Annotated in this window: 21 protein-coding genes, 1 pseudogene and 1 other annotated feature; of the genes and pseudogenes, 18 read left to right on the plus strand and 4 right to left on the minus strand. The window is 46.3% G+C overall.

The features are described from left to right. Positions 1–224: 224 nt before the first annotated feature. The gene (locus tag A372_RS34665) at positions 225–422 is read left to right on the plus strand and encodes an MmcQ/YjbR family DNA-binding protein (RefSeq protein ID WP_272943480.1); all 198 of its coding nucleotides are present in this window, start codon (positions 225–227) and stop codon (positions 420–422) included. Between the two features lie 188 nt (positions 423–610). Here the strand turns inward: A372_RS34665 and A372_RS0123885 are convergent, their stop codons facing one another. Then, positions 611–2,674 (minus strand): serine hydrolase, encoded by a 2,064-nt coding sequence (locus tag A372_RS0123885; protein WP_019423437.1) that lies wholly within the window; start codon positions 2,672–2,674, stop codon positions 611–613. A gap of 238 nt (positions 2,675–2,912) precedes the next feature. Between A372_RS0123885 and A372_RS0123890 the strand changes: the two genes are divergently transcribed. The 7 genes and pseudogenes from A372_RS0123890 to A372_RS0123920 all read left to right on the plus strand — a co-directional run bounded on the left by A372_RS0123890 (position 2,913) and on the right by A372_RS0123920 (position 7,812). Next, positions 2,913–3,839: a manganese-dependent inorganic pyrophosphatase gene (locus tag A372_RS0123890; RefSeq protein WP_019423438.1), complete on the plus strand. Its 927-nt coding sequence runs from the start codon at positions 2,913–2,915 to the stop codon at positions 3,837–3,839. A 75-nt stretch (positions 3,840–3,914) separates the two neighbouring features. Further along, positions 3,915–4,424: a hypothetical protein gene (locus A372_RS0123895; RefSeq protein ID WP_157259673.1), complete on the plus strand. Its 510-nt coding sequence runs from the start codon at positions 3,915–3,917 to the stop codon at positions 4,422–4,424. Positions 4,425–4,488: 64 nt separating this feature from the next. Beyond that, complete coding sequence (locus A372_RS37605) at positions 4,489–4,650, plus strand: hypothetical protein (protein ID WP_019423440.1); 162 nt, start codon at positions 4,489–4,491, stop codon at positions 4,648–4,650. 395 nt (positions 4,651–5,045) lie between these two features. Continuing rightward, a pseudogene (locus A372_RS38015) lies at positions 5,046–5,159 on the plus strand (FtsX-like permease family protein); the annotation flags it as partial. Between the two features lie 344 nt (positions 5,160–5,503). Continuing rightward, positions 5,504–5,824: an ArsR/SmtB family transcription factor gene (locus A372_RS0123910; protein WP_019423442.1), complete on the plus strand. Its 321-nt coding sequence runs from the start codon at positions 5,504–5,506 to the stop codon at positions 5,822–5,824. Positions 5,825–5,891: 67 nt separating this feature from the next. Then, positions 5,892–6,809 carry a DMT family transporter gene (locus A372_RS0123915; protein ID WP_019423443.1) on the plus strand — a complete coding sequence of 306 codons (918 nt, stop codon included), beginning with the start codon at positions 5,892–5,894 and terminating at the stop codon, positions 6,807–6,809. A gap of 109 nt (positions 6,810–6,918) precedes the next feature. Beyond that, positions 6,919–7,812, plus strand: a complete 894-nt coding sequence (locus tag A372_RS0123920; protein WP_019423444.1) for a DMT family transporter — start codon at positions 6,919–6,921, stop codon at positions 7,810–7,812. Positions 7,813–8,051: 239 nt separating this feature from the next. On the opposite strand, the gene A372_RS0123925 is transcribed toward A372_RS0123920, so the two are convergent. After that, entirely contained in the window at positions 8,052–8,816 is a 765-nt protein-coding gene (locus A372_RS0123925) for an endonuclease/exonuclease/phosphatase family protein (RefSeq protein ID WP_237728588.1), read from the minus strand. 431 nt (positions 8,817–9,247) lie between these two features. Here A372_RS0123925 and A372_RS0123930 point away from each other — a divergent pair, with 431 nt between their 5' ends. Next, positions 9,248–10,714, plus strand: a complete 1,467-nt coding sequence (locus A372_RS0123930) for a PAS domain S-box protein (RefSeq protein WP_019423446.1) — start codon at positions 9,248–9,250, stop codon at positions 10,712–10,714. Positions 10,715–10,744: 30 nt separating this feature from the next. Here A372_RS0123930 and A372_RS0123935 read toward each other — a convergent pair whose 3' ends face one another. Continuing rightward, positions 10,745–12,145, minus strand: a complete 1,401-nt coding sequence (locus tag A372_RS0123935; RefSeq protein ID WP_019423447.1) for a sulfatase-like hydrolase/transferase — start codon at positions 12,143–12,145, stop codon at positions 10,745–10,747. A 614-nt stretch (positions 12,146–12,759) separates the two neighbouring features. On the opposite strand from A372_RS0123935, the gene A372_RS0123940 reads away from it, so the two are divergent. The 4 genes from A372_RS0123940 to A372_RS0123955 all read left to right on the plus strand — a co-directional run bounded on the left by A372_RS0123940 (position 12,760) and on the right by A372_RS0123955 (position 16,471). After that, positions 12,760–13,713 carry an ABC transporter permease gene (locus A372_RS0123940; RefSeq protein ID WP_019423448.1) on the plus strand — a complete coding sequence of 318 codons (954 nt, stop codon included), beginning with the start codon at positions 12,760–12,762 and terminating at the stop codon, positions 13,711–13,713. Next, positions 13,703–14,653 (plus strand): iron chelate uptake ABC transporter family permease subunit, encoded by a 951-nt coding sequence (locus A372_RS0123945; protein WP_019423449.1) that lies wholly within the window; start codon positions 13,703–13,705, stop codon positions 14,651–14,653. Before A372_RS0123940 ends, A372_RS0123945 begins: the two co-directional genes overlap by 11 nt. After that, the gene (locus A372_RS0123950; protein WP_019423450.1) at positions 14,647–15,405 is read left to right on the plus strand and encodes an iron ABC transporter ATP-binding protein; all 759 of its coding nucleotides are present in this window, start codon (positions 14,647–14,649) and stop codon (positions 15,403–15,405) included. Before A372_RS0123945 ends, A372_RS0123950 begins: the two co-directional genes overlap by 7 nt. 112 nt (positions 15,406–15,517) lie before the next feature. After that, on the plus strand, positions 15,518–16,471 hold the full coding sequence (locus A372_RS0123955) for a siderophore ABC transporter substrate-binding protein (RefSeq protein WP_019423451.1): 954 nt from the start codon (positions 15,518–15,520) through the stop codon (positions 16,469–16,471). A gap of 180 nt (positions 16,472–16,651) precedes the next feature. Here the strand turns inward: A372_RS0123955 and A372_RS34670 are convergent, their stop codons facing one another. Continuing rightward, complete coding sequence (locus A372_RS34670) at positions 16,652–16,933, minus strand: response regulator (RefSeq protein WP_019423452.1); 282 nt, start codon at positions 16,931–16,933, stop codon at positions 16,652–16,654. Between the two features lie 157 nt (positions 16,934–17,090). On the opposite strand from A372_RS34670, the gene A372_RS37615 reads away from it, so the two are divergent. The 5 genes from A372_RS37615 to A372_RS0123985 all read left to right on the plus strand — a co-directional run bounded on the left by A372_RS37615 (position 17,091) and on the right by A372_RS0123985 (position 20,410). Next, positions 17,091–17,354 (plus strand): protoglobin domain-containing protein, encoded by a 264-nt coding sequence (locus tag A372_RS37615; protein ID WP_026011263.1) that lies wholly within the window; start codon positions 17,091–17,093, stop codon positions 17,352–17,354. Between the two features lies 1 nt (position 17,355). Next, positions 17,356–17,688, plus strand: coding sequence for a methyl-accepting chemotaxis protein (locus A372_RS37620; protein ID WP_026011264.1), 333 nt, complete (start codon positions 17,356–17,358; stop codon positions 17,686–17,688). A 21-nt stretch (positions 17,689–17,709) separates the two neighbouring features. Next, positions 17,710–17,982 (plus strand): helix-turn-helix transcriptional regulator, encoded by a 273-nt coding sequence (locus A372_RS34675; RefSeq protein WP_019423453.1) that lies wholly within the window; start codon positions 17,710–17,712, stop codon positions 17,980–17,982. Between the two features lie 104 nt (positions 17,983–18,086). Further along, positions 18,087–18,309 (plus strand) — a binding site (T-box leader). 86 nt (positions 18,310–18,395) lie between these two features. Further along, positions 18,396–19,655 carry a tyrosine--tRNA ligase gene (gene tyrS, locus A372_RS0123980; RefSeq protein WP_019423454.1) on the plus strand — a complete coding sequence of 420 codons (1,260 nt, stop codon included), beginning with the start codon at positions 18,396–18,398 and terminating at the stop codon, positions 19,653–19,655. A gap of 47 nt (positions 19,656–19,702) precedes the next feature. Beyond that, positions 19,703–20,410 (plus strand): protein rep, encoded by a 708-nt coding sequence (locus A372_RS0123985; protein WP_019423455.1) that lies wholly within the window; start codon positions 19,703–19,705, stop codon positions 20,408–20,410. Positions 20,411–21,236: the final 826 nt, after the last annotated feature.

The following is a 21,236-nucleotide window of genomic DNA, read 5'->3' on the forward strand; positions in this document are numbered from 1 at the left end:
GTACAGCGGATCCGGCTGGTATGAGCAATATACAGCGGAAACATGTCAAAAGACTGTATAAATTCCAATGGAATCAAGTGCAAAAAGGGATACGCTTCTGTTTGATTGCACAAAATCCAATGGGGATGAGACAATGAGGACTCCGCGGAGCTGGTTCAGATGATTGTCACGTAAAAACACTCCATTATTGGGGGATATAAGTTTCAACTCAAAGTAGAAGGGGGATCTTTAAAGTCAATGGCAAGTCATTTGTTATGATGGGCGAAAATGAAGAAGGCTCTGGCTTATCTTTTAAGTCGGACCGGGAAACCCAAGAAATCCTGCTGCAGCAAGGCCGATTTTTCAAAACTCCGTATATCGGCCATCACGGCTGGGTTTCGGTCAAGGCCATCGAGCCGCTGGAATGGGGTGAGCTGGGATAATTGCTTGAAGAAGCATATCTGCGGGCAGCGCCGAAGCGTTTGGTGAAGCGAGTGCGGACATGACATGAGCCTCGATTGGAGCGGTAAAAGAAAGAGCCAGCCTCGGAAGCTAGTGAAGTGCGTCCGAGGCTGGCTTGTTGCGGTATCCGGTTCTAGCGGGCTGCGGTTTGCCCCAGGCTTCAGCCTCGTTACTGCATCGGGCTGGCGAGGAACGTGCTGATGAGTGCGGCCGCCTCCTGGCGCAGCATGGCATGCGTTGAGTTGTAATCGACTGAGCCGTCCGGCTTCGGCGTTACTTCCGGGCCGTGCTTCTTGCCGGCAACGATGTATTTCACGGCCGGAAGCGCCCAAGAGCCGGTATCGCCAGATACCTTCGCATCCTGCTTCGGCACGCCGAGCAGGGAAGCGATCCGCCAGATGAGGGCGGCCGCTTCCTGACGGGTTATCGGCCGGTCCGGCTCGAAACGCTTATCGGCCGCGGCCGTGAGAACCCCCCAATCGACTGCCGTCTGGATGTCTTGTGCCGCCGCGTGGCCGATCGTGTCGGAGAAGGCCGGCGGATTCGCCGATCGCTTCAAATGCATGCTGGCCATTATCATCGAGACGAATTCGGCGCGCGTTATTGCCTTCCTCGGCCAGAAGCGTGCGCCTGCTTCAGCGGCAATGCCGCCCCGCATAACTAGGTCGCGCACATAGGAGCGATACGGATGCTCCGAGCCGATATCCTTGAAAGCGATCTCTGTTGCGGGCAGCTTCTCGGACCAGGCGACATCTCCCTTGTCTAGATAAGCGATGCTGCCGTCCGCATTCCGTTTGAAGCCGATTTGTTTGCCTTGGTCGTTAATGAAGAGCAGGGGATCCACTTGGCGCAGCCGCTGCCGCCCGGAGAACGGATCGACCAATTCCAGCGTGCCGTTCGCTTGCGCTTCCACACGAAGAACATAGAAGCCTGTGCGCAAGTCGCGATAGCTGCCCTCGAACGGCTTAAGCTCTTTTTGCGTCGGCTTCAAGATGACAGGCTCCGGCCGATTATCCGGGTAATAGTGGTCCATGAACGACTTGAAGATGTATGTGCGGAAGTTATCGGTCATGCCATCGTTCCGGTTGAAAATGACGAACGCGCCTGTCTTATGCTCAGGCAGCAGCCACATCCATGAGCTGAAGCCCGGCAGATCTCCGCCTTTGCCGATGACGTTCTGACCGTTAAAGGCCTCGCGGTAGCTCGTTTCGAAACCGTAGGACGCATTCGGCAGCTTTGAATGCGAGGAGACCTTCACTTCCAGCATGTTGCGCACCGTCTCTGGTTTTAAGATGCGCTTGCCGTTATACGTTCCTTCATTTATCATCGCAATCATGAACTTCGCCATATCGCCTCCGGTCGAGAGCAGGCTGCCATCCGGACTATCCGCAGGCATAAGCTCATAGTAGGGAAGGACCTTGCCTGTAGGCTCATAAGAGACTGCTAAGCTGGCCTTCGTCTCTGGCGTCATAACGAAGCTGCTGTGGTTCATGGCAAGCGGATCCAGCACATGCTGCTTAGCGTATTGATTGAACGGGATGCCGGCAACTTGCTCCACGATATACCCCTGCAGCATGAAGCCGAAGTTGTCATACATATAGGTCTCCCCGGGCTTGCGTACAACGGTCGGCATGAATTGGCGCAGGAAATCGGACGTGTTGTTAATGTTGGTGTTGCTCGGGGTATCAGAAAAATCAAAACCGCTTGTATAGGTCATCAGGTGCTCCGCCGTCAGCGGACCATCGATCTTTCTCGGAATTTTGATGCCGCCCATATAGGCTTCGACATCCTCCTTCAAGTCTATTTTGCCCTGTTCGGCCAACTGCAACAGTGCTGCGGAGGTGAACGGCTTCGTGACGGATGCTACGCGCATGACCGTATTCTCGGGATCCATCGGCTTCTTTGCCGCTACATCAGAGTAGCCATACCCCTTGCTCAAAATTACCTTGCCGTCCTTCACGACCACGAAGACGGCGCCGGGGACGTTCTTCAGCTGCGGGGACGTGAACAGCTTGTCGGCGAACGCCTCCACTTCCTTCGAATCCGTCGGCCCTGCAGTTGCTGACGGTGTTTGCACGGTTGGCGCGGCTGTGGAGGACGAGGCAGGCTTGGCAGCGCCTGGGCCTTCCGCCGCGTAGACTGGACCGCACAGCGACAAGGCCATCGTCAGCGCGAGTGTGCAGAGCAGTCCCCTTTTACCTGATTGTCGGGTATATCGTTGTCGTGTTTTCATTTCGATTCCTCCTTATCCGAATGACCGGATGAATGAATTGGAAATTCCAATATCATCCTGTAAGACTGTGGAAATTCCCTATTCCCCTTCAACTGATTTTCTCAATTTTAAAAAATGTTTGAAACCGTTCGAGGGTCGCTGTACATATCTAGCTTGCTTTTATCAGAACGCCTTTATTATGAAAGAGTTCTGGTGTATAATTTTGCTCAGCAGAATATATGAAAAAAGGAGTAAGATGATGGAGAAAATTCTGATTTTCGGACATAAAAACCCTGACACCGATACGATTTGTTCCGCAATTGCATACGCTGATTTAAAATCCCAGCTGGGCTTCAATGTGGAGCCTGTCCGCCTCGGCAGCGTTAGCGGGGAGACGCAATTTGCATTGGATCATTTTAAATTCGATGCGCCTCGCCTTGTTGACACGGTAGCGAACGAAGTGAAGGGCGTTATTTTGGTCGATCATAACGAACGCCAGCAAAGCGCCAACGACATCGATCAAGTTCAGGTGTTAGAGGTCATCGATCACCATCGCATCGCCAATTTCGAAACGAGCGGTCCTCTGTATTACCGGGCCGAGCCTGTCGGCTGCACCGCGACGATTCTTAAGAAAATGTACAAGGAACACGGCATCTCCATCCGCAAAGAAATTGCGGGATTGATGTTATCCGCAATTATTTCCGATTCTCTGTTGTTTAAATCCCCGACCTGCACGAAAGAAGACGTGGCGGCAGCCCGTGAATTGGCGGACATCGCCGGCGTGGATGCAGAAAGCTATGGCTTGGATATGTTGAAAGCCGGTGCGGATCTGAGTGACAAGACGATTGCGCAGCTCGTCTCGCTTGACTCCAAGGAGTTCCAAATGGGCAGCGCCAAGGTGGAAATCGCACAAGTCAATGCCGTGGATGTCAACGATGTTCTGGCACGCCAAGCTGAAGTGGAAGCGGCCCTGTCTACTATTATTTCTGAAAAGGGATTAGACTTGTTTGTCTTCGTTGTAACGGATATTTTAAATAATGACTCCGTTGCATTGGCCCTTGGCCGCGCAGCAGATGCTGTCGAGAAAGCATACAACGTGTCGTTGGTTGATAATAAAGCCGTTCTCAAAGGCGTTGTATCGCGCAAATCGCAAATCGTGCCTGTATTGACGGAAACGTTGAAATAATGTGAGCCGTATCATGAAATACATCCAATAGAAGAAGAGGCTGCCGGCAATTGTGCCGGGCAGTCTTTTTTTTGCGTGAGTGTAAGAAAGCCCGACTATAAGTGGAGTGAACTGAACGAATCAGTCAAGGATGCGGCGACGCAGGTGATTCGCAAGCTTGATCCGAACAAAACGTTCGCAGCAGAGTCCGTCAGCCGGGAGAAGAAGTTCCTGAGCGACGGCACGGTGCATGAGTGGGTTATGACGGGGAAAGACATGGTTGTAAAGCATGGCTCCGATATGCTCACTTTGGGAAAAGATATCATAATAACGCTTGATGCGGATACACTCAAAGTGAAAGATGCTGCGATTAGTTACCCGTTCGACCAGGCGACAGATAAGAAGGCGCTAAATGCCGGGCTGAACGCGCTGAAGACGATGAACGGCGGCAAAGCCGTGCAGTTGGATGCAGCAATCCACTACGCCGGTGAAAAGTATGATGGTTGGAAGTTCTATGACACCTTTGCCAATTATGTCGTGGATATTGAGTCGCAGACGGGCAAGGTAACAAACATCAGCTTATGGGGGTGTCAACAAGACGGGTAAAGCCGCCAAAAAAGACAAAAAGCCGTTCTATGCGAAGAATCAGGCCATCGCCGCAGCCAAGCCGATGGTGAAGAAGCTGTTCGATATCGACTTGGCCGGTTATGATGTCGCCATCAAGAAGGATAATTATACGTTTATGAAGAAAGGCCAGCCGACCCTCAGCGCCAATATTGATGCGAAAGGCGGATTCTGGAGCTATACAGTGCTGGACCCGGATTCCAATTAGTGCTGCTCCCTTGCGGAGAAACCCTGTCTTCTTGAGGTAGGGTTTCTTTTTTTTTTGCGTCAATGCTAGACGGATCGCTCCCTTTCCCTTCACACGAGCGGCCAGTCTAATAATGGCCCATATGCCCATTCTCCCATTCGGTCAGCAGGGAACTCGTAGAGGTGTCCATTCTCCCATGCAGTCAGGAGGATATCGCCCAAATCAAGCACATGAGGTTTCGGATTGCATGGCATGAAACGGCCGATGGACGGTGACAGTCACCTGAAGACATCTATCGGTGTGCTGTCTTCTGAATGAAGGGGAGAATGAAGCAAAGGACTGATAGAAACAAAGCGGCTCCATGGCCAGGTTATAGCAGACATTCCCGCTTGGAAACGATGGGCATGAAAATAACGCAATATTTGATTTTCATGTTCTCGTTCTTCTTCTGCCTATATTCGGTCAGCACGTTCTGGAAGACACGCAAGCGAGAATTCGGCATTCTAATGGCTCACGGCATGTCGCCCCGCCATACTGCCGTGAAGCTGTCCGATTATAACCAGATGGCGGCAACGCTCGGATACGAATCTGAAACGCAGCTTGCTGACAAGGAAGTCATTCTGGTGCCTGGAAGCGTTAGCGAAAGAGCAGAGATGGCAAAACTGGGTTATGTGCAGCATTTGCATCGGAAACTAGCATAATTAAAAGATGCACGCCGGAGGCTTAACATACCTCACCTTAATTAGGCATGAAGCAGAAGAGCTTTCCTACAAGTGAAGGAGGGCTCTTTCGTATAACGGGCGCTTGAAAAACGATAAGCGATGGCATAAAATGAATATGTTTAAAAATATCAACATAAGGGGGCGCAAGTTGGATGGAACCGTTCGAATGCAGAAATAAAGAACTGGTATTGGACAAATTCAAAGAAGCGACTCCCATTTTTCAAGCGCTGGGAGACGAGAACCGCCAACAGATCATTATGCTGCTTCTGGAGCAAGGCAGCTTGAATGTTAATCAAATTACGGAAAAAATGGGAATTTCCAGACCTACTGTATCGCATCATTTAAAAATATTGCGTCAAGCCGATCTGATTTCGTTTGATAGAAACGGAACGGAGAAGTATTATTCGTTGCGCGCCAGTGAATTCATGACTCAAATTAAAGAGCTGATTGCAGCGATTGAGACAAACTACTAATTTTTTTTGAATTATATGTTTATATGTTTAAACATATAATTATTATAATGGAGAAGGAGATAACAAAATGAATGGAAACATGGCAAAGCAGGATAAAACGCAATGGAGCTCAATGTACGTATGGATGCTGCTCGTTCCTTTATTTTGGGGAGGATCGTTCGCAACGGCGAAGCATGTCGTGACCGAGATTCCTCCGCTAGTGGCTGCCACGATTCGCTTCGGCATGGCAGGAATGATATTGGCCTTGATCGTCACCATCCAATCCGTATGGAAAATGGATGTGCTGAAGGTGCGGTGGAAAGGCTTGCTGTTTATAGCTGTGACAGGTATATTCGGCTATAATGCGTTGTTCTTCGTCGGCTTGCATTATACCTCGGTCATTAATGGTTCCTTGATTATCGCGACAATGCCCGTGTTCACAGCACTGGGAGCTGTGCTATTTCTGAAGGAATCATGGAGCGGCAGAACAGGGCTTGGCCTCATTCTTACATCGATAGGCGTGCTTGTGGTCATAACGGAAGGTTCGCTGGACGCGCTTTTATCCTCGTCATTGAATATCGGAGATTTGATGTTTGTGGCAGCATTGATATGCGGAGTGCTATATGGTTTGGCAGGGAAGGCGGTAATGAAGGATGTGTCGCCGTTATTCACAACTACGTTGACGACTTTATTCGGCTCTCTGCTGCTCGCGGTTAGTTCTTTGCTGGAAGGAGGGTGGGAGCGGGTTCCCCATATGTCTTGGCAAGGATGGCAGGAGATGCTTTATATGGTTGTGTGCGGAACACTGGTTGGATATATCATTTTTAACAAAGGAGTCGAACAAATCGGGGCAATGAAAGCGAGCATGTACTTAAATCTGGTTCCCATCGTTGCGACGCTGGCTTCGGTAGTACTGTATGGCTCAACGGTAGAGTGGCAGCAACTTCTCGGCATGATTATCGTATTGTCAGGTTTGTATATAGCTATGTTTGCTAAGCAAAAATGACTATCGATCGAGAAAGATATATAGGCTTCTTGGTAATTAAAGGTTGGCTGTATACAAAAAAAATAATATACTAGTAGTTATTGCTATAACATCTGGGGTTGATTCTAGTATGAAGTCATTATCACTGCCTATGGTTAAAATGATTATTTCGATGTGTATATTCGGTTCGATCGGCTTCTTCTCCGAACATACGGGTCTGCCGTCACTCGAATTGGTTTTTGTGCGTTGTATTTGTGCGACATTGTTTTTGAGTCTATGCTGGGTTCTGTCTGGACAATATAGACAAGAACGGTGGCACAAGAAAGAAGTCGCTCAAATTTTGGCCTGCGGCGTTTTTCTCGTATTCAATTGGGTGTTTCTATTCAAAGCTTTTGAGCTGATGTCCATTACGATAGCCATTTCTATCTATCATCTGGCTCCGGTGATCGTCATTCTGATCGGAAGTATCGTATTTAAAGAAAGATTGACGCTGCTGGCGTTTATGTCTATCGTCATCTGCTTCATTGGCACCTTGCTCGTCATTGGCCTCAATGGCGGCACATCACTTGATGAATTACTGTCTTCGGGCGTAATATGGGCGCTGCTGGCTGCTCTGTTTTATGCGTTTACGACATTGCTGGGCAAGGGCGTTGCGAATATGAGCGCCTATGCCATGACTGTATTGCAGACAACGCTCGGCATCTTCATTTTGCTGCCGTTTGTCGATTTCAGTGCTTTTGAAGGTGTGACTGCAAGCAATTGGTCCGCCATTGTAGCTACGGGATTCATTCATACCGGATTTGTCTATTATTTGTTTTTTGACAGCTTGCGTTATTTGCCGACGCGCATTATTTCAGCACTCGTATTTCTCGATCCGGCCGTAGCCATTCTGCTGGATACAGTGTTTACGGGATTCCGGCCGACCGGCATGCAGATGGCAGGCATTGTGTTGATTTTCGGCGGAATGGCATTCGCGTTGGTTAAGCCGAAGGTGAAGGAGACGTCCGGGCAGGCACATGCTTAGGGTACAGCAAAATAGAGGAAGTAAGGAGCATTATTAAACGCGTCCATCCTTATGAAGAGCCTGTTATCTATATAATGCCTTTATTATGACGCGGAGAATGATGGTCGTGTGCATGCTTGGCTGACTTTTGTGGAATGGCAGTCGGAAAATGGAGCGCCGGGATTCTTAAAGTGAAATCGATCTCCCCTCGAATCGGGGATTGATTCCCGCTTATAGAGTTTCTGGCGCCCCTGTGCGCATTACCGTTCCCGCGTTAACGACAATCTTGCCACGATAGGGTAATGATCCGACGCTAGCGTCTGGATAACCTCGCGCCGCTCTCCGAAGATAACCTCACCGCCAACGAGGATGTAGTCGATCGTTTCATTTGCCTCCCCAGCAGGATACGTATATGCCATAGGCATATCAGCAAACACATTGCAAAAAGCTTGCGTCATGTGCGCAATTTCCGGACCATCCGGATAGGCGTTGAAGTCGCCCGCAACAACGGCAGAACCTGCTCGTGCTGCGGCAATTTCGAGAATTTCCTCTGTTTGCGCCATCCGTTCTTTCTCTTCCAAGCCGAGGTGGGCCGCATAGAAAAACAGCCGGGCACCATTCACGTCAATTTCCGTCTCCAACAGTCCGCGCTGTTCGCTGCCGAAGCTGTTCAGCAGGTAATGGCGCTGCTTCACGATCGGGTATTTGCTTAACACGGCTATTCCGTATTGCCGCCGCTCGCTGCGTCCCGGCTCGGGGGCCCAATCCAAGTTGGCGCCATAGGCGTAATTCATCTCCAACTGCGCAGCCAATACGGCAATCGTATCCTCGTAGTTGCTTCGGTCCGCGAAGCAGCGATCGACCTCCTGCAGAGCGATAATATCCGCCTCGGAATCACGAATGACATTCGCAATCCGGACCAGATCGTACCGGTCATCCATTCCACGGCCATGCTGAATGTTGTACGACATGACGGTAAGCGAAGTATGCATCTCTATCATCATTTCACCCCTGAATGATTGCATGGATATCGTCCTTCGTTACCTACATTTGCATAGATTGCGGCAGCCGTCAATAGAAGTCCTCCAATCACTCCCAACCTTAACGAACGAATCCCATCATCGTCATAATCGTCTTCCGCTGTTGGGGGGCAGAGGCACTTTCACCGTAAGTATGGGTCAGTACCGCAATGTTGCTATGCCAATCTGCGCTCATTTTCCCCTTCCAACAGAGCCTGTCATGTATTACGTGTGCCTTGAAAGACAAAGGATACAATACACCGTTTATGGAAAAAAGTTGATTCGTGAACGAGGATATTCCATTCCTGTAGCGAATTATTCCGTACAAAACACATAAAATCAATATTTTGGTATTTGCCGTTCCTTATATTAAGACATACATCATTCCGTGCGTAATTCATTTATTGGGGATGTGGCGATTGAAAGGGGATACTCTCATGCATTTGAAGCAAATTGACTTGTTCGATTTCGCTTTCAACAATGCGTCTATTGGGATGGCAATCGTGTCATTAGAAGGCTGCTTCATACAAGTTAATCGGGCACTATGCGACATGGTCGGCTACAATGAACGAGAATTACTGTCAATGAATTTTCAGTCGATTACCCATCAGGATGATTTGGAAGAAAATCTGGAGTATGTCAATCAGCTATTGAACCAGAAAATAGAAGCGTATCATATGGAGAAACGCTATATTCATAGGCTGGGTCAAACGGTATGGTGCATGGTTATCGCATCGGTTGTATATAACGAGAAGGGAGTGCCTGTCTTTTTATTCTCGCAGTTCCATGACATTACGGCAAAAAAGCTGACCGAAATTGTACAAAAGCAGACGGAAGACGTGTTAAGGGAAAAGGAAGAGTCCTTCCGCAACCTGTTGGAAGAGCTGCCGTTAGCCGTGCTCATCACTCAAAGCGGTGTATGTCAGTATGTCAATCGCGCCGCGCTCAATTTAATTGGGGCCGAGAGCGCAGAGGATGTACTGGGAACGTCCACGAACGATATCGTAGATCCGAGCAATCACGATAAGTTGGAAGAGAGAAGGCGCAAATACCGTCAAGGGGAGAAGATAGGGAACGCCAAATATAAGATTACGTGTTATAACGGAGAGTTGAAGTATGTGGAAGGGATCTCGATTCCAGCTACCTATTGCGGAGAACGAGCGGTAATCGGGGTATTCCAGGACGTCACGGAACGGAAGAAAGAAGAAGAGCGGATGCTTCATTCGGAGAAGCTGTCAATTGTCGGCCAACTGGCGGCAGGGATTGCACATGAAATTCGTAACCCGCTCACCTCGATCAACGGATTTATTAAACTGATGCGGACATTAAAGGGAGAGAAGGAACAATACTATGACATCGTAGAATCCGAATTGAAAAGCATTGAAATCATTTGTAACGAATTACTTATATTGGCGAAGCCGAATGTCATGACGATTAGAAAAACGGATATTGTGCTGCTGCTCGAACAAATCATCGCTTTGATGAGCGTACAGGCGACCATGAAGAATAGCACAATTATATCCAGTTATTTGCATGGAACGATATGGTTATATTGTGAGCCGAATCAAATCAAGCAGGTGTTCATTAATTTAATTAAAAATGCGATTGAAGCGATGCCGGAAGGCGGACATATTTACATCGATGTTTTGTTAAGGGAGGAATCCGTATATATTACGATTCAAGACGAAGGATGCGGCATTCCTCCGGACAAGCTGGAGATGCTCGGACAGCCTTTCTATACGACGAAGGATACAGGAACGGGCCTTGGCTTAATGGTCAGCTACAATATTATTGACAATCATGGAGGAAGCATATCGGTGGATAGCTTGCCGCAGCAAGGGACCACGTTTACAATCAGCTTGCCTGTCATTACGGAAGCGGAGCAACGAATAGATAGACCCTGAATTCCTTAGACGGAAATCCAGGGTCCAATTTCATTGCTCCTCGTACACCTTCTCACCGCGGCTGGCGAGACCGGCAAGACGCAGCTGACCGGAACCGTAGACGGCCTCTTTCGTCCCGTCCAAGGCAGGGTCGACATAACGGTGGAACCATGCTTCCAGCTGCGCCTTCATCGTGGCAGCTTGACGACGATAGTCTGGATGATCAATCAAGTTGCTGCGTTCTCCCGGATCGGCTGCCAGATGATACAGCTCGTGCGGGCCGTAAGGATAGCGATGAACATACTTCCATTCCTTGCTCCGAATCATACGGACCGGACCATATTCGTCATAGATGACGATATTGTCCCGCTCCTGCATCTCTTCCCCGAGCAGAAGCGGGAGGAAGCTGCTCCCGGGGAGATGCTCAGCTTCGTCGTGTGTCAAGCCGACATAATCGAGCAGCGTGGGCATGAAATCATACCCGCTCACCAACTGCTCGCATACGATGCCGTGCGGGATCCTTCCGCCATGACTGAATAGCGCGGGAACTTTGACAGAGGTGTCGTACATATTTTGCGGGAACGTGGCGTTGCCTTTGCCCCATATGCCGTGATGCCCCGTGTTGAACCCGTTGTCGCTCAAGAAGATGACGAGCGTATTATCGCGCAAGCCCTTCTTATCCAGCTTGTGGAGAATCCGGCCAACGTTGGCATCCAGCGCCGTAATGGCGGCGTAATAGCCGATTGCATTGTCCCGCGGATTTTCTGGTCCGGGAGCGGTAGGAATGCGCCAAGGGTGTGCGGGTTCTTGCGGACACGTCTCGAATGGACAGTCAGCGTACAGGTCGGTGAAGGCTTGCGGATGGTTCCCAATCCAAGGACTGTGCGGCGCCGTATAGTGAACACTCAAATAAAAAGGTCGTGAACTGTCCTGCCATTCCAGGAACTGCAGTGCATCATCCGTAATGACATCGGTAATGTAGCCTTTTTCACAGACGAGTTCGCCTTCCCGCACCATCGGCGCATTGTAATAGGGACTCCCTCCGGTCTGATGAACGAACCAGTGGGTGAAGCCTTTTTGCGGTGTCATGCTGTCACCAAGATGCCACTTCCCGCTGATGCCGCACACATAACCGTTCTCCGCCAAAATTTCGGTGAAGGCAGTCTGACCAGCCAAATACGGAATCGCGTCTGGTCCTATGTTTCCTTCCCGGATCCAGTCGTGAACGCCATGCTGCGATGGAATGCGCCCGGTGAACAGGGATGCCCGCGCCGGCGAACAGACGGGAGAGGTGCAGAAGAAGTTGGCGAACCGGATTCCCTGTGCCGCAAGCTGGTCGAGGTTGGGCGTGTGAATTTCATGATTTCCGGCGCATCCCATGGCCCATGCCCCTTGATCGTCCGTTAACACTAACACGATATTCGGTTTGCTGCCTGCCGCCTTATTTTGCATAAATACCGCCTCCCATAATATAGGTAGCTTATGAATTCATATCTGATTCCCATCGTGGCTGTGTGCATTCGCCTAGACCTTGCTGCATGTCAAGCTTGCCGGCAAGCTTGTCCAGAAAATCGTGGTGGTCGAATAATATGGGTTGATGTCGATTAACTGAAAACGATTACGTGTATTATAGCAGAAAATGGAATTGGAATTCACTATGAAAAAAAGGAGAGCTAAGCGGACCGCACACAATCGAGCAATGATATGATGAAGCTATCAGGCCGCGCTGGAGCAGGCGGCTGTATAGGGGATCAATGCTGCGGATTGAAAACTAGATCAAGACGATAGATTTTACCCCCGGGCAATTAAAGAAAGCCAAGTGGTCATTAATTGTGAAGCTCTCACTATCAGATAAATAAAGGTAAGCTAACGACCATTGACAACACGTCAGTGATGATTTTATCATTTTCCAATGATAATTATTATCATTAATCTTGACACTCATTTTAAGGTAGGCTACAATACTCCTTGAGTTTATTGATAATGAATATCATTACTGCCTATATTTATCCATCATTTCGTTTTATACATAAATAAAAAATCACACTCTGCAAAAAGGAAGAGTCATGAAGAAAAGATACTTGGTTATCGCCCTCATTATTTTTTCATTTGCCTCGGTTTTTATCGGGGTCAAGGATATAACGCCGCTGGATTTATTTCATTTGTCGGATGACCAAGCACAAATTTTGCTCGTCAGCAGGCTGCCGCGCCTTATCAGCATTATTATTGCAGGCGTCAGCATGAGCATCTGCGGCTTGATTATGCAGCAGTTAAGCCGCAATAAGTTCGTGTCGCCGACGACGGCGGGGACGTTGGACTCAGCCCGGCTCGGCATTCTCGTATCTTTGATGTTGTTTACTAGCGCCAGTCCGCTGCTTAAGATGATTGTCGCCTTTGTCTTTGCCTTGCTCGGAACTTTTGTATTTATGAAGATTCTAGACAAGATCAAATTCAAAGATGCGATCTTCATTCCGCTTGTCGGGTTGATGTTCGGCAACATTATCAGTTCGATTTCTACCTTTTTCGCATATAAGTATGATTTGATTCAGAATATGTCCTCATGGCTGCAGGGCGATTTCTCCATGATTCTTAAGGGGCGGTACGAGCTGATGTATATCAGCATTCCGCTCATCGTCATTGCTTACCTGTATGCCAATAAATTTACGGTTGCCGGAATGGGCGAGGATTTCTCCAAGAACTTAGGGTTGAATTACAAACGGGTCGTTAATATCGGCTTAGTAATTGTGGCTCTGGTGACTTCCTCGGTCGTGCTAACGGTAGGGACGATACCGTTTCTGGGCTTGATTGTGCCGAACATCGTGTCCATATACCAAGGCGATCATTTGAAGAACAGCCTTTCTCATACCGCTCTGCTTGGGGCCGTATTCGTCTTGTTCTGTGACATACTCGGTCGAATCATTATTTATCCGTATGAGATTTCGATTAGCTTGACCGTCGGTGTCATAGGAAGTGCTATTTTCGTTTACTTACTGATGAGGAGAAGGGCACATGGGCTATAAAGGAAAACTAGGAGTTCTCGCCACCATTGCCGTCGCGTTGATTGCCGTATTTGTATTTATCAAAATCGGAAACAACTGGGGCTATGTCCTTCCACGAAGAGGCATGAAGGTATTTGCAATTATATTGACTGGGGGCTGTATCGCCTTTGCGACGACCGTATTCCAGACGATAACGAACAACCGCATATTGACGCCGAGCATTTTAGGCTTGGATTCGCTATATATGTTAATCCAGACGTTCGTCATCTTCGTATTCGGCTCGATGAACGCGACGATAACGAACAGCAATATCAACTTTATTATTTCCGTTGGCCTTATGGTTCTGTTTTCAAGTATTTTATACAAAGTCATTTTCAAGCGCGAAGATCAAAATATTTATTTTTTATTGTTAATCGGATTGATATTCGGCACCTTGTTCGGAAGTCTGTCCACGTTCATGCAGGTGCTCATCGATCCGAATGAGTTCGCCATCGTGCAGGATAAGATGTTCGCGAGCTTCAACAATATCAAAACCGATCTGCTTATTATCGCCAGCATCTCGGTGCTGCTCGTGTCGTTGTATTTCATGCGATTCACCAAGTACTTGGATGTGCTGTCGTTGGGAAGAGAGCAGGCCATTAACCTGGGCGTCGATTATGATTATGTGGTCAAGCGGCTGCTGATCGTCGTCGCGATACTCATTTCCATCTCAACGGCGCTGGTTGGCCCTATCACGTTCCTGGGGCTGCTCGTCGTGAACGTGACGTATGAGTTCTTGAAGACGTACCAGCATAAGTTTTTGATTTTAGGCTCCGTCCTCATCAGCATCATCGCGTTAGTCGGGGGACAGTTGATTGTGGAAAGAGTATTTACGTTCTCCACTACCTTAAGCGTCATTATCAATTTCGTCGGCGGGGGTTACTTCATCTATCTTCTATTAAAGGAGAATAAATCGTGGTAGAAGTAAAAAATGTCTCAAAGCAATATGGGAACAAAAACGTGGTGGAACAGGTGTCCGTTACGATAGAGAAGGGCAAGATCACCTCCTTTATCGGTCCGAACGGGGCAGGGAAGAGCACGCTGCTGTCAATGATCAGCCGTCTGATTTCGAAAGACGCAGGAGACATTTACATCGACGAGCAAGATATCAGTCAATGCAAGAGCAATGATTTGGCGAAAAAAATATCGATTCTGAAGCAGTCCAATCATATCAATCTCCGGTTGACGATTCGGGAGCTCGTATCCTTCGGACGCTTTCCCTATTCGCAAGGCAGGCTGACGACAGAGGATTGGAAATATGTCGATGAAGCGATTGAATATATGGATCTCAAGGATATAGAGCATAAATATTTGGACCAACTAAGCGGAGGCCAGAAGCAGCGGGCCTACATCGCCATGGTCATCGCCCAAAATACGGAGTATATCCTTCTGGATGAGCCTCTTAACAATTTGGATATGAAGCATTCCGTGCAAATTATGAAAATTTTACGGAGACTGGTGGATGAGCTTGGCAAGACGATCGTTATCGTCATCCATGATATTAATTTCGCTTCCTGTTATTCGGATTATATCGTCGCGCTCAAGAACGGCAGAGTCGTCAGAGAAGGCACCACCAAGGAGATTATCGTCCCGTCCGTATTGCAGGAAATATATGATATGGACATTCAGATCGAAGATATCAATGACAACAAGATTTGTGTCTATTTCGCTTAACGCGGGTTACAGCTTTCAATGATTCCGTCTGGTTTCATTGAAATGATATACATGCATTTTCAAAAGGGTCACGGTGCGAACAGCATCAATAAAAAATTATCGAGGTGGAAAAATGAAAAAGACAGTTATGCTTCTCATAATTGCCATGTTGGTCACGGTAGTAGCGGCTTGCGGGCAAAAGGAATCAAAAGGCGATGCGTCCAACGCAGCGGCAACAAACCAACCGGCTGAAGAGCTTACGATCAAGCATAAATTAGGGGAAACGAAGGTAAAGAAAAATCCTTCGAAGATCGTCGTGTTTGACTTTGGCGCATTGGATTCATTGGATAAATTAGGGATCGAAGTAGCTGCGATGCCGAAAGGCAACTTGCCGCCGTATCTTTCCAAATTCGAAGACGACAAATATACGAATGTCGGCAGCTTGAAAGAGCCGGATTTCGAGAAAATCAATGAGCTTGCTCCGGATTTAATTATCATTTCCGGCAGACAATCTGACATGTATGAAGAATTTACGAAAATTGCCCCAACGATTTACTTGGGTGTCGATACGGCGCGTTACATGGATTCCTTCAAAGAGAATGCAACGACTATCGGGCAAATTTTCGGCAAAGAAGACGAAGTGAAAACAGAACTGGCCAACATCGATGAATCGATTAAAAAGTTAAATGAAAAAGTGACGGCAAACAACAAAAACGCGCTCATCATTTTGGCGAACGACGGTAAAATCAGCGCATACGGAGCAGGTTCCCGATTCGGCATAATCCATGACGTATTCGGCTACACTCCAGTAGATAAAGATATTGAGGTTTCCACGCACGGTAAAGGCATTTCCTTTGAATATATTGTGGAAAAAGACCCGGACTACCTGTTCGTCGTTGACAGAAGCGCGGCAATAGGCGGCGAATCGTCTGCGAAGCAAGTAGTGGAGAATGAGCTGGTCAAAAATACAAAAGCATTTAAAGACGGCAATATCGTCTATCTGGATCCGAGCTTCTGGTATCTGTCCGGTGGCGGACTGCTCTCCGTTGCAGAAATGGTGAAGGAAATAGAGGCAGGCACGAAGTAAGACTTAACTATCAAAGTGCATGAAAACAGGCGTATAACGGGCCTGCTTCCATGCACTTTTTTTGTGCGTCTATTTACCTGATTCACCGTCGAACATGCGCTTGACCTGTCCATCTATGCCATCCCAGAACGGAAGAACGTTCTCCTTCGGTGCCCCAAAGATACTATCTGTACCTGGATTTTAGATGACATCTCCGTTCTGTTTGAGAATATCCAAGTACGCGGTGACGAGTTGGGCCGTCTTCGTGTCCGGATGCTTCAGCTTGAGGCATACGTCGAAGCCGCTCATCTTCGGCATCATGACGTCCAACACCAACACATGAGGTTGGAACGATTCCGTCTTGCTCAGCGCTTCTTCGCCATCTGCGGCCGTCTCAACCGTATATCCTTCCCGTCTCAATGCATAGGCGATCGCACTAGCAATCGCTTGCTCATCGTCAGCCACAACAATTTTGAAGTCCATGACGTTCCCTCCCATCCGATTTCATCCCAATATTCATTAATATTTTAAATATTGCTGTCATGCTTCATACTGATAATTGTTGGACATCCCCAATTTCGGTTGTATAATAGTTAGGCTCGACTTCACATTATTTATGGTTAATAAGGAGAAGTAATCGATGATTACTTTGCAGGCGGAACGAAGAATCCAGCTTGAATTTATTGGGATTACAGACAGAGATTTATCCCTCTTAAAAAGTAAGAAAGCGGAGTTTGCCAGTGTGACCAATCAGCTTGTAGATGAATTGTACCAACAGTTTGTATCTCAGCCCGAACGTCTTGAGCTCATTACTAAACATAGTACGAGCGAACGATTAAAAGAAACAGCAGCAGACCCACTGCAAAGTGATGGAATTGAACAAGGAGGTTTCCGACATTCATAATATGGGTAATGTCATGAGGGGCATTTCGGAACAAAGTCATCTCCTTGGCTTGAACGCGGCTATTGAAGCGGCGAGAGCAGGAAAGCATGGCAGAGGATTTAGTATCGTGGCAGATGAAGTCCGGAAATTGGCGGGCAATTCCAAGGGAGCGCTGAACAAAATCGAAGGAAAGCTAAAAGTGATTTTCAGAGTTCTTGAAAGCGTTCAAAAAGGGTCGCAAAGTATGACGGTTTACTCCGATGAACAAGGGGCAACAGCGGGGCAGATCGCGTCTACGGTTACGATGATCGAAGAAGTTGCACATGAATTAGAGCTGCTGAAAGCGGAAATTTAACGTTCACAAGAGGTACAGAGCATGAATACAGAATACGACGAGCAACCCGTTCCGATGACGACCATGGATCAAGTGATTCACTCCTTCGCCGATCATTATCATTTGACCAAGCGGGAGAGTGAGATTATGAATCTCATGGTTGTGTACGGATACAGTAACAAAGAACTTGCTAGTCATTGCATGATTAGTGAGAAAACGGTAAAAAACCACATTGAAAAGATCAGGAACAAAGTGGGGGCAGGATCAACGCGAAAGCTGTTATCCTCCTTCATTGTGCATCAATTTACGGCCTAGTGAAAGGCTTCTCCGTCTTAAGGTGGGTGAGATAATCGATATTAGTCTAAAAGTTTATTGACAAGTATTCTTTTATTCACTATACTGTTCTGTAATCTTATATATGATATACGTTGAAAGAGCCTAGTAGCATGTTTGTCACTGTTTCCAGAAAGCTAGGGGTTGATGCAACCTAGTACAAACAAACCTGTGAATTACACTCTGGAGTATCTTAGGTAATGCTAAGCGGATTAGCAATCGATACTATTGCTGAGAGTGGTATTAATAGTGACTGCAGCGCTATTAATACAATTTGGGTGGTAACACGGTTAATAAATCGTCCCTATGTCTACTATAGACATAAGGGCGATTTTTTTTATATCAGCGTTTGTCATACGTATAGGAGATTTAAAAATAAAAGGAGTTGGACAACCATGAATATTATCGAAGAACTCGAATGGCGCGATGCGATCAACCAACAGACAGATGCAGAAGGATTACGCGAATTGGTAAATGAAAAGAAGATTTCCCTGTACTGTGGTGTCGATCCAACGGGTGATAGTATGCACATTGGACATTTAATTCCATTTATGATGATGAAACGCTTCCAGTTAGCTGGACACCGTCCTGTTATCTTAATTGGTGGAGCGACCGGAACAATTGGTGACCCAAGCGGACGTCAAACAGAACGTCAATTGCAAACATTAGAGCAAGTGCAAGAGAATGTTGAAGCTCTGACTGCACAAATGAAAAAGCTCTTTGATACAGGCGGCAGCAATGAACTGAAAATGGTAAACAACTATGACTGGACACATAAAATAAACATAATAGACTTCTTGCGTGACTACGGGAAAAATTTCAGTGTCAATACGATGCTGGCAAAAGACATTGTAGCAAGTCGTCTAGATAGTGGTATTTCATTCACGGAATTCTCATACCAGATTCTTCAGTCAATGGACTTCCATCATCTATTCAAAGAAGAAGATGTTCAATTGCAAATTGGTGGTGCCGACCAATGGGGGAACATCACAAGTGGTCTGGACTTGATTCGTAAAAAAGAAGGTTCAAGCGCCAAAGTATTCGGATTAACGATTCCATTAATGTTAAAAGCGGACGGCACCAAGTTCGGTAAAACAGCTGGCGGGGCAATATGGTTAGATGCTAACAAAACAACGCCATTTGAATTCTACCAGTTCTGGGCTAACACAGATGACCGTGATGTCATTAGATACTTGAAATTCTTCACCTTCTTAGATAAAGAGGCGATCGACGCATTAGAAGTCAAGGTGAAAACAGAACCGCATAAACGTGAAGCACAAAAAGTATTGGCGGAAGAAATGACAAGATTTGTGCACAGTGATGAATTGTTGAATCAAGCGAAAAAAATAACAGAAGCATTATTCAGCGGAGATATTAAATCATTAACCGCAGATGAAATTGAGCAAGGATTTAAAGATATGCCTACCTTCCATGCTTCAAAAGAAACAAAAAATATTGTGGAGTGGTTAGTCGATCTAGGCATTGAACCGTCTAAGCGTCAGGCTCGAGAAGATATCACGAACGGAGCAATTTCCATGAATGGTGAACGAGTAACTGATGTAAGCATGGATGTAACCATGGAAAACTCATTCGATGGCAGATTTATTATTATTCGCAAAGGCAAAAAGAACTACAGTCTAGTAAAATTGGGGTAATTTACCTTAATTCAGCTATCATCATGGAGTAAAAGCGGGGATTAATCATGCTTGTATCGTGGAAACGCTCGTTACAATTAGCATATTTTAATCACTACATGATAACAAAAGTTAACAAAGAGAAACAAGTCAATTGGTTGATAGTGGAGTTAGGTTTAGATAATGTGACAGAAGAACATATCAATCAAGAGCTAAATAATATGTTAATTGGATTTAATCGTTTGTTTAAGTATAAGAGCATAAAGGAAGCTACTCTTGGTTATTTTCGAATGCTGGATATTGTGAAATCAGGGGATAGTTATTATCCCAGAATCCATATCTTGCTCCCAACAATAAAAAGTTATTTTCAAGGCAGATATTATATTAAATATGATAACTGGGCATCCCTGTGGAGTAAGGCATTGGATATTGAAAACAACTTATTTGTGAAGGTGAAAGCCGTTAATTCCAAGGGTGATGACCGTGCTATTATTATGAAAATGAAAAAAGGGTTATCATTGTTCGATGAAGCTGCGGAGAGTAAGCTTTCAGCTGAAAAAAATACCCATATTGCATCACGAAGACTAATAGGATATAGCAGACTATTAAAAGATGTGATGGACCAATTCGAAATCGATAACAGCTTTGATCTAGACATGGATACATTATATACAGAAGATTCAATTGCAAATTGTGCATTTGAAAGTATGTTAGAGTGGCATCCAGGTTTAAGGGAAGAACAAAACAACCCTTTTTTCTCTTCTAGTAACATTTAAAAAAACAGGGTATCTATCATTTATGATCTTTCTAAAGAGGGACTGTCCCAAAAGCCATGGAAGTGGCTGCGGAATAGTCCCTTTCCAATTATTCGCTCAGTCATTTCCCCAGAGACCCAGAGACTCCCTTGGTCATACTGTTTTCTGAAGGATGGGGAGAATGAAGCAAAGGGGCGGATGAAGCAGATCCCCGTCAGTCTGAATGTGCCATTCCATTAACGGAACATTTCGTTCCCGATAAGAGTCAGTGTCAGTACAATCCCCCTGAAGAATCTTGTTTATCGCAAAAAAAATTTTGGATAATAATCCCTTCCCTTAAGATTTGAACAATTTTAAACCATTAAAATTTGATTGATAAATTAAAGAAAAAAAGGGTAATTCCACTATTATCTTAGCCCCAGACTGCCAAATGAGACATTTCTTCATTCTGCATAAGTATGCCTTCCGAGCCAAAGTGATCTGCAGTGATTCCGTATAAGGTTACTTCCCATACTTCATATCTCAATGATTCCTTCCTTACAAAAAGAACACATAGAATAATTATGCATAAATATGAATTATAAATCTGAAATTCAGTTCATAGCCGCTTTTACCCTTAAAAGCGCGCATCGTTTAAAGCCTTTATCAATAAAGTAGTAAAAGCTTTAAAGGCACAAGTAATTAGATTTTGGAAAAACAACAAAAAGCCTTATACAACAGAGAGTTATAGGTTATTGACATAACAAAAAATGAGGCGTAAACTGGCGTTGTTCCAGTTAATCGATTAACAATTATAGACAAACATTTTCATAACGAGAGGTGAAGATGAGAAATAAACCACCACATT

It is taken from the genome of Paenibacillus sp. OSY-SE (genome assembly GCF_000283315.1).
In the GTDB taxonomy this organism is placed as follows: domain Bacteria; phylum Bacillota; class Bacilli; order Paenibacillales; family Paenibacillaceae; genus Paenibacillus_B; species Paenibacillus_B profundus.